The 9,195-nt window shown below is 41.6% G+C and carries 6 protein-coding genes and 1 pseudogene; 3 read left to right on the forward strand and 4 right to left on the reverse strand.

The features are described from left to right. Window positions 1-23: 23 nt before the first annotated feature. A complete protein-coding gene (locus QVP90_RS09945; RefSeq protein WP_007480550.1) occupies window positions 24-1,940 on the reverse strand; it encodes a sensor histidine kinase in 1,917 nt (638 codons plus the stop codon). A 102-nt stretch (window positions 1,941-2,042) separates the two neighbouring features. Between QVP90_RS09945 and QVP90_RS09950 the strand changes: the two genes are divergently transcribed. Then, a complete protein-coding gene (locus tag QVP90_RS09950) occupies window positions 2,043-4,175 on the forward strand; it encodes a Tex family protein (RefSeq protein WP_005923133.1) in 2,133 nt (710 codons plus the stop codon). Window positions 4,176-4,283: 108 nt separating this feature from the next. On the opposite strand, the gene QVP90_RS09955 is transcribed toward QVP90_RS09950, so the two are convergent. Further along, on the reverse strand, window positions 4,284-5,153 hold the full coding sequence (locus QVP90_RS09955) for a CPBP family intramembrane glutamic endopeptidase (RefSeq protein ID WP_021936322.1): 870 nt from the start codon (window positions 5,151-5,153) through the stop codon (window positions 4,284-4,286). A 101-nt stretch (window positions 5,154-5,254) separates the two neighbouring features. Between QVP90_RS09955 and QVP90_RS09960 the strand changes: the two genes are divergently transcribed. Beyond that, on the forward strand, window positions 5,255-6,304 hold the full coding sequence (locus QVP90_RS09960) for a leucine-rich repeat protein (protein WP_005923135.1): 1,050 nt from the start codon (window positions 5,255-5,257) through the stop codon (window positions 6,302-6,304). A gap of 739 nt (window positions 6,305-7,043) precedes the next feature. Here the strand turns inward: QVP90_RS09960 and QVP90_RS09965 are convergent. Next, on the reverse strand, window positions 7,044-7,652 hold the full coding sequence (locus QVP90_RS09965; protein ID WP_005923136.1) for a response regulator transcription factor: 609 nt from the start codon (window positions 7,650-7,652) through the stop codon (window positions 7,044-7,046). After that, a complete protein-coding gene (locus QVP90_RS09970) occupies window positions 7,642-8,346 on the reverse strand; it encodes a hemerythrin domain-containing protein (RefSeq protein WP_025819322.1) in 705 nt (234 codons plus the stop codon). The genes QVP90_RS09965 and QVP90_RS09970 overlap by 11 nt, the downstream gene beginning before the upstream one ends. 214 nt (window positions 8,347-8,560) lie before the next feature. On the opposite strand from QVP90_RS09970, the pseudogene QVP90_RS09975 reads away from it, so the two are divergent. Continuing rightward, window positions 8,561-9,195: pseudogene (locus tag QVP90_RS09975) on the forward strand (phosphoribosylaminoimidazolecarboxamide formyltransferase); the annotation flags it as partial.

The following is a 9,195-nucleotide window of genomic DNA, read 5'->3' on the forward strand; positions in this document are numbered from 1 at the left end:
TCAAATTCCAATATGCAACAAAACTACTCCGACACGGGCATTGAGAACACAAAGCGGGCACCTCCGGTATAATCCGGATCAACCCATATCTCTCCTCCCCATTTTTCAACGGTAAGTTTACAAATGGAAAGCCCTAATCCTGTGCCCTGTGCATATTCATTCAATTTTTCAAAACGCTCGAATACCAGTTTCTGCTTCTCTTTCGGGATTCCACAACCGGTATCGGTTACGGAAAAGAGTGCAAACTTCTGTTCCCCGTCCACCGAAAAGCCCAATGTTATAACCCCGTCTTGAGTAAACTTAGCCGCATTGGATAATAAATTAATTATAACTTGCTGCAAACGCTGCACATCCGTAGTCAATACAAAACTCTCATAATCGCTGGCAAATACAAATTTATTATTCGATTTACGGGAAAAATCAACGGAAGTCAGCACTTGCCGGCACACTTGAATCACATCACACGCCTCACAAGTCATTTGTACTCTATCAGCTTCCAGACGAGAGAGATCGAGTATGTCATTAATCAACCGCAGCAATAAACTGGAGTTGGATTTTATAATCTCCGAATAAGATTCTCTTTCTTCATTGGAAATACCTTCGTCGGTCAACACATCAGAGAAACCTACGATAGCATTCAGAGGTGTACGGATTTCATGACTCATATTGGCCAAAAAAGCACTTTTAAGACGATTAGACTCTTCTGCACGGTCTTTTGCATCACGCAAATCGACTTCCGATCTCTCCAAGTCATCCTTCAAACGCTTGGTTCTGAAATAAAAGAAAAGAGAAACCACAAGTCCGCCTATCAAAATCATCAGGATTGCAAAAACAGCCCATATCTGATAAGTATATTGTTGATAGAACGAAACCGGCTGGTTGATAATTTCCATATCGGCAGGAAAAGACTTTACGTCCAGTTTCAGCTCTTTTACTTTCTTATAATCAAGTACGTTTTTACTGCCTATCACTTCCACATGACAAGCTGTATCATTGGGATTGGCAAATTTACGGATAGCCTCACGAGCCATATCACGTCCCAATGGACGATAAGCAGGAATCACTCCGCCAATGGTCCAATACCCCAACCCTACCGATGCCGGAGCGAAAGCCGGAACATTAGGATTAGCTTCCATCATCATATAAGTGGCATTCCTCATAAAGTAACTCTCATTCATATCCACCCGCCAGGTTCCTACCATCGCCGCCGTATGCTCCGGCAAATGGTGAAACTTATCCATAATGCTATAAATCGTATTGGAACGCCCGTCCAATAATATCAGATCGAGTCCGGGAAATTTCTTCATTTCCTCCCTGACAAGTGCCTGCATGGCAACTCCGCCATAACTGTTATCCGAAATGAAAGCGATATGACGTGTATCAGGATAAAAATGCAAAATCATACGAATATTACCTTCAATGTCATAGTCATATATAAAACCGGACTTTACCCTTCGATGCCCCAAATGATCCGAAAAGAAATCCACCGTTTCGGGCATCCATTCCTTTAAGTCAGTAGTATCTTCCGGCAGAATAACCGCATTGCGACTTGTCAGACTACACATGACAGGTATGTTTGCCACCAGCGAGTCTTCTTGTGACAAATATGCCGCCCAAGCTTCCTGCCCTAATAAAATAATGAGTTCCGGACGTTCATTTCCTTTATATCTGGAAAGTATCTGCTGCATCATCCCTTTCCATTTGGGAGATTCAGAGAAACTCTTGCAGTTCATATTCTCAATTTCTATATTGTATTTCCCGCCACATTTGGTATATTCATCCATGAAATCGGAGATGGTGACGGAAGTTTGATGAGCGGCCGGATTATAAGAGCAAATGATCAGAATAGACTGTGCATCCTGAGCTGCATAAGCCACCGCCGGCAAAAAAAAGACGATGGTAAAGAGACAGGAGAAAACATATCTGGTAAATGACAGCATAATTCTTATTGCATGTATTTTGTTGCCGCAAATATACTAAAAATTAGTATCCAATAGAAGATTAATACGTACATTTGTCAGCAAATCATTATAAAAGCAATTATGGAATTATTTCACAAAATGATTTCTGCCGCCCTGAATATATCGGAAAAGCAGATCAACAACACTCTGAATTTACTAAAAGACGGCGCTACCATCCCTTTTATCAGCCGTTACCGTAAAGAGGTAACGGGAGGCCTGGACGAAGTACAGATAGAAAATATTAAAAACCAATACGATAAACTTTGCGAAACGGCCAAACGTAAAGAAACCATCCTCAGCACGATCAGCGAGCAGGGCAAATTAACCGCCGAGCTGCAAAAACGTATCGACGATACTTGGGATACCACTGAATTGGAAGACATTTACCTGCCGTACAAACCCAAACGAAAAACCAGAGCGGAAGCTGCCCGGCAAAAAGGCCTCGAACCACTTGCCGTAACACTGATGCTGCAACGTGAAAACAACCTCGAAGCCAAAGTCGGCTCCTTCGTGAAAGGAGACGTGAAAACAATAGAAGATGCCTTGAAGGGTGCACGTGATATTATAGCCGAACAGGTGAATGAAGACGAACGAGCCCGTAACGCCATACGCAATCAGTTCAGCCGGCAAGCCGTAATCAGCGCCAAAGTAGTGAAGGGCAAAGAAGAAGAGGCAGCTAAATACCGCGATTATTTTGAGTTCTCCGAACCTCTGAAACGTTGCACTTCCCACCGCCTGCTGGCCATTCGTCGTGCAGAGTCCGAAGGGATGTTGAAAGTATCCATCAGTCCGGATGACGAGGAATGTATCGAAAGGCTCGAACGCCAGTTTGTTCGCAGCAACAACGAATGCGGCCGCCAAGTAGCAGAAGCCGTACAGGATGCATATAAGCGTTTACTCAAACCATCCATTGAAACAGAATTTGCCGCCATCACGAAAGAAAAAGCCGATGAAGAAGCCATTCGCGTGTTTGTAGAAAATCTGCGCCAACTGCTGCTCGCCCCTCCATTGGGACAAAAACGGGTATTGGCCATAGACCCCGGTTTTCGTACAGGTTGCAAGATCGTTTGCCTGGACGCACAAGGCAATCTGCTACACAACGAAAACATTTATCCGCATCCACCGGTAGAAAAGAAAAAAGAAGCAGCCGCCAAACTCCGCAAGATGGTGGAAGCTTATCAGATAGAAGCAATTGCCATCGGTAATGGTACGGCCAGCCGGGAAACGGAATATTTCGTTACCACCCAGCAGTTCGACCGTCCTTTACAGGTATTCGTTGTCAGCGAACAAGGGGCATCGATCTATTCTGCCTCCAAAATAGCACGTGATGAATTTCCGGAATATGATGTAACCGTACGCGGTGCCGTATCCATCGGACGCCGCCTTATGGACCCACTTGCCGAATTGGTAAAAATCGATCCGAAATCAATCGGTGTAGGACAATACCAGCACGATGTAGACCAGAGTAAACTTAAGAAAGCACTCGACCAGACAGTGGAAAATTGCGTAAACCTGGTAGGTGTAAATCTGAATACAGCCAGCAGCCACTTGTTGACGTATATTTCGGGGCTCGGTCCGCAGTTGGCACAGAATATCGTAAACTATCGTGCGGAAAACGGTGCTTTCGGTTCACGCAAGGAGTTGATGAAAGTCCCGCGTATGGGCGCAAAGGCTTTCGAACAATGTGCCGGATTCCTCCGCATTCCACAAGCCGTGAATCCGTTGGACAATACTGCCGTACATCCCGAAAGCTATTGCATCGTAGAGCAGATGGCAAAAGATTTGAAATGCAGTGTTGCAGAATTGATCGGTAATAAAGAATTACGTACAAAAATTAATATATCGGCATACGTGACTTCCACAGTAGGTATGCCGACCTTGCAAGACATCATGCAGGAACTTGAGAAGCCGGGACGTGACCCGCGTCAGACAATCAAAGCTTTTGAATTTGATAAAAACGTGCGTACAATCGATGACCTGCGCGAGGGGATGATACTTCCCGGTATCGTAGGCAACATTACTAACTTCGGTGCCTTTGTAGACATAGGTATTAAAGAGAACGGATTGGTGCATCTCTCACAGCTTGCCGAACGTTTCATCTCTGACCCGACGGAAGTGGTGTCCATTCACCAGCATGTAATGGTAAAAATCCTAAGTGTAGATTATGCCCGAAAACGGATACAATTGACCATGATCGGTGTAGAACAAAACTAAACACGATTTCTCCATACATCAGGTAACGTCCTATATTTTTTTAGACAGAAGAACAGGAGAACAAAAAAAATGAAATCAAATATGTTCTTCTGTTCTTTTGTCTAAAAACTAAAAAGACATCTGTTTTTTTCTTTCAAAATACCAAATGATGCATCCCGTCATCAGAATCATTAATACCGTACAGATAATAGAACCTTCGAATCCAAAATCCCCCCCATTCAAAATGTTATTATCCGGAAATTGCAACTGCAACAAAGAAGAACATAGTATAGTACCGCTTACTTTATACCCCAAAACCGGCCCCTGCAGCCAATTCCAAAACAGATGCAATGAAATGGGAAACCATAAATTACGTGTATAAAGAAAAGTAACTCCTAACAGGCATCCCGCCAACACCAAATTCAATAAAGGCAAAAAGGCAACATTCGGATTGAAGAAATGCATCAAAGAGAACAAGACAGAAGAAATTCCCAAAGAAAGAAATTTATTAAGCCGTGTCCGTAATAAACGTCCCAAAATATATCCACGTACCATTATCTCTTCCGTTAAAGCAACCAGAATAAAAACACCAAAGCTACCGGCCAAATCAACCACACTCAACTGTACTCCCGTCACTTTCACCTCTCCCAATAACAACGAAAGCCCAAAACCGACACCATATAAAACCACAGCAGCCAATAATCCATACAGGATATCTCTTCCACGCCCTTTGATGCTGAGCCCCAAGTCTGATAACGGCCGATGATCAAAATACTTAAGAATAAAATATGCTGGAAGAACCGCCGCCAATAATGTGGCCGACTGAATAATCGCATACTGGGAAAGAGTAAGCGAACTCGTTCCGGGAAGTCCGATGACGATATACCCCAACATCGAGAAAACCACGGAAAGAAATAAAAATGCCACCACATAGACAGATAAGCTTACAAGCACGTGAGCCCCTTTAGATTCTTTTTTCTGAATATCTTCTTGTTCCATTTTATAAATTGTTAATCCGAAAGCAAAAATAACTATAAAAATCAAAAAGGCCGGTTCAATCTCTCTTTTTTCTGTATATTTGTCTGAATAAAACTTCAATCATGAAAATAAAACATTTATTTATAGGTATATTATTAGCTACAACAGCGCTGAACGTAGCGGCACAACCAGTTAGTAAACAATATTTTGTTCCCAAAGCAGGAACATTGATTTCTCTAATGACAGAAGACGAGGCCAATAGCATTACTCACCTCACCCTAACAGGAAAAATCAATGCAGAAGACTTCAAACACCTCCGCGACGAGTTTCAAAACTTAGAAGTACTGGATATCTCTAATGCGGAAATCAAAATGTATACCGGTAAGGGCGGAACATACCCCGATAAAATCTATGTATATATGCCCAACTTTATCCCTGCTTATGCTTTTTGCCGGGTAGAAAACGGACAAGCCAAAGGAAAGCTCTCATTGAGGAAAGTCATTCTTTCAGAAAAGACTAAAAACATAGAAGACGCCGCTTTCAAAGGTTGTGACAATCTTGCCATCTGCCAGATTAAAAAGAAAACACCGCCCAACTTGTTGCCGGAAGGATTAGCAGACAGTATTACTGCCATTTTCGTACCCTTAGGTAGTAGCGATGAATATCGTTTGAAAAACAATTGGAAATCATTCGCCTTTATTGAAGGAGAGCCACAGGAGGTCACCCTGCAAGTAGGAGCAATGGGCACATTAGAAAGTGAAATCCAAAGAGCAGGATTGCAACCCAGAGACATAAACTTCCTCACAGTAGAAGGGAAGCTGGACAATAACGACTTTAAATTGATAAGAGACTATATGCCCAATCTGGTTGCCGTAGATATATCAAAGACCAATGCCGTATCCATACCCGACTTCACCTTCTCCCAAAAAAAATATCTGCTACGGATAAAGTTACCTCACGGACTGAAAGTAATCGGACAGCGCGTATTCAGTAACTGCGGCAGATTATGCGGTACTGTAGAATTACCTCCCAGTGTGACAGCTATCGAGTTCGGTGCATTTATGGGGTGTGACAATCTTCGCTACGTAGTGGCCACAGGGGACCAAATCACTACATTGGGCGACAGTCTCTTTGGCGAAGGAGGGGGTAACAAACTGATATACAAGAAATAGAATAAAGGGAGAGAAATAAAGGGAGATGGGAGAATTTCAATTCTCCCATCTCAAGTTGCTAATTTGATAAATATAAGCAGAGACCGTTTTTTGAACCGATGAGGAACCTTTGATGCGGAAAGATGATTGCAAACGACATTAATCACTGTATATCAAAGAATTAATCATTCATTTATCTAACAAATGAACTGATATTCTTTACCTGCAAGAATACGTATTTAAGACTGTGTTAAATACTATCTTTTACCATTAAGAATACGCTTCTTTATAAACAAGAAATTAATCTTCTGTGAAAGGAGAAACAATATGCCGGAAACCGGATTAACAATGTTAAAATCAGATGTGCGATTTTCCCACTGAATTCATAAGAAAATGACCGAAATACTATCGGATGAACCGGAATAATTAAAAAATAAAAAAAACGAGCAAATTCTTTTTTAAGAATCCCTCGCCTCCCATAAGAAAAGCCAATAGGCTTTTCTTTTTTTTGTTACCTCTTTTTTCCTGAATACTAATCTTTTCTTTACCTAAAAAAACTTCAACTACCTATTATTGTTATCCTTTTCAAATCCTTTACCTCTATTTACCTATTGAAGTTCTTATTTAATACCTTAAATCTAATACCTTAAATTTTCTTTTTTACCTTTTAAACTAATAGCAATTTCCCAATTGCACTGCAAAGATACAGCTTTTTTCCGTGTCCGCAAACGGTTTTATATTTTATAACACAATTTTATGGTTATAAATCTTTCACATCGCTCAACTCAACCAGCTTATTCACAATAGCATAGATCGTTAAGCCGGCAGCACTGTGTATTTGCAATTTCTTGCTGATATTCCTACGATGAGTAATGACCGTATGTATAGATAAAAACAATTTCTCTGCTATCTCCTTATTTGTCATTCCCTTCACTACGCAAATTACGATTTCTTTCTCCCGCTGGCTAAGAGTTTCCTGTCCGTCTCCTTCATCATCGGGTGCAATATTCTGCAAACGGATAATCTTATTGGAGAGCGTTTCCAAATCATCAAAAATAGAGATGGAATCATCGTATTTACTCAATAGCGTGGCATCGATAAACGAGCTTACCAATGCCACAACCCGGATACCTTTTCCAGTTGTTTCTTCACGGAAACGAGCTACATCAAAATAATCACCGAATGTGGGATTCACTACCAATATATCGGGATATTGCGTACGCAAACAATCATGCAGGGCTTCGACGGACAAAAGCTCTACCGGCTGAATTTTCAAATTGGGCAAACGTTTCAACGCTAAAGTAAGCCCGCTACGGATAATCACAGAATTCTCGGCAACAGCTACCCGGATTGTCTCATTATTTTTCATGATCCATCATCCTCCTTTCCAAATTCAGAATAGCAGGAACAAATATATAATCCTCTACCTTGCAATGCGATTCGAGTCCCTCCTCACAAGCATAGATATCAAACAAGGCAGCATTAAGCAAATTCGTATTCGCTTTGGCCGGACAATATTTAATAATGATGTTCTTCAACTCCGTCAACTTCTCTCCCACCTGATCGTGATGTTTCGAGAAAGTGCTGATCTGATAATTTTTCGGCGCATTGTTCTGAAGCAAAGCATCTACATACTTAAATACGGTTTTTTCTTCGTATTCCATATGTTTGCGTACTTCACGCATATATTCGTCGAAAAATTTCAATATAAGAAAAGAGACATCATTTTCCGAACAATCGATGGCTTCCAGCAGCTTACGCCGAATGGCAGGCAGACAAAAATCAAGGAAATAGATGTGGGCCTGGCGCAAATAGTCTACCAATGCCGGGATAGATAACTCATCCGTTTCTCCATCCATGCGTGAAAAGCCTTCGGCCATAAAATTCACCACGACAAGAAAAGTACGGCAATCCACCCCGTTCATTTCACAAACCTCCTTCACGGTTTTATCACCGAACCCCAACGAAAGCCCAAAACGACTCATAACCTGCAATAAAGAGTAATTATCACTGATAAGATCAATCATTTTATCAGAGGGCTTGTATTTTTGTAATCTATCCATATTATACCTATTATATATTACGAGTGCAAAGAAACGGATAATTTCGCGCGCGCGCAATCCCCATTTATAGGTATTTTGGAGATTTATGAATTACGAATTCTGATTTATGAATTATTATTTACTGATAAGTATAGTCCGCCAATCACCATTTTTTAGTAATTTTGCGTTCAACTGACAAATCATAATTTATAAATCATAATTCAAATTCATTCTCATGGCAAACGAATTAGCATTGAAATACGGCTGCAATCCCAATCAAAAACCGGCCCGTATCTTCATGAAAGAAGGCGAACTGCCTATCGAAGTATTAAACGGACGCCCCGGATACATTAATCTGCTGGATGCATTCAATAGCTGGCAGTTAGTACAAGAACTGAAAGAAGCTACCGGACTTCCGGCAGCCGCATCTTTCAAGCACGTCAGTCCTGCAGGCGCCGCCGTAGCAATAGAGATGAGCGAAACACTTAAAAAGATTTATTTTGTAGACGATCTTCCGCTTTCACCTTTGGCTACTGCCTATGCCCGTGCCCGTGGTGCGGACCGTATGTCGTCTTATGGTGATTTCATCGCTTTATCCGATACCTGCGATGTAGAAACAGCCCGCCTTATCAACCGGGAAGTATCCGATGGAGTCATTGCTCCCGATTATACGCCTGAAGCATTGGAAATTTTACGCAATAAACGGAAAGGGACTTACAATATCATCAAAATAGATCTTGCATATCGCCCCGCTCCCATCGAGCATAAAGACGTTTTCGGTATTACTTTCGAACAGGGACGTAACGAACTCAAAATTGACGAAACTCTGCTACAAGAGATGCCTACCCGGAATCAGGAAATTCCTGCTGA

Origin of the sequence: Bacteroides sp. CAG:189 (assembly GCF_000432295.1) — a bacterium.
Classification (GTDB): domain Bacteria; phylum Bacteroidota; class Bacteroidia; order Bacteroidales; family Bacteroidaceae; genus Bacteroides; species Bacteroides salyersiae.

What these genes read in the sequence shown, in the direction of transcription:
- QVP90_RS09945 (WP_007480550.1), bottom strand. Translation starts at nt 1,940, where the DNA reads ATGCTGTCATTTACCAGATATGTTTTCTCCTGTCTCTTTACCATCGTC.
- QVP90_RS09950 (WP_005923133.1), top strand. Translation starts at nt 2,043, where the DNA reads ATGGAATTATTTCACAAAATGATTTCTGCCGCCCTGAATATATCGGAA.
- QVP90_RS09955 (WP_021936322.1), bottom strand. Translation starts at nt 5,153, where the DNA reads ATGGAACAAGAAGATATTCAGAAAAAAGAATCTAAAGGGGCTCACGTG.
- QVP90_RS09960 (WP_005923135.1), top strand. Translation starts at nt 5,255, where the DNA reads ATGAAAATAAAACATTTATTTATAGGTATATTATTAGCTACAACAGCG.
- QVP90_RS09965 (WP_005923136.1), bottom strand. Translation starts at nt 7,652, where the DNA reads ATGAAAAATAATGAGACAATCCGGGTAGCTGTTGCCGAGAATTCTGTG.
- QVP90_RS09970 (WP_025819322.1), bottom strand. Translation starts at nt 8,346, where the DNA reads ATGGATAGATTACAAAAATACAAGCCCTCTGATAAAATGATTGATCTT.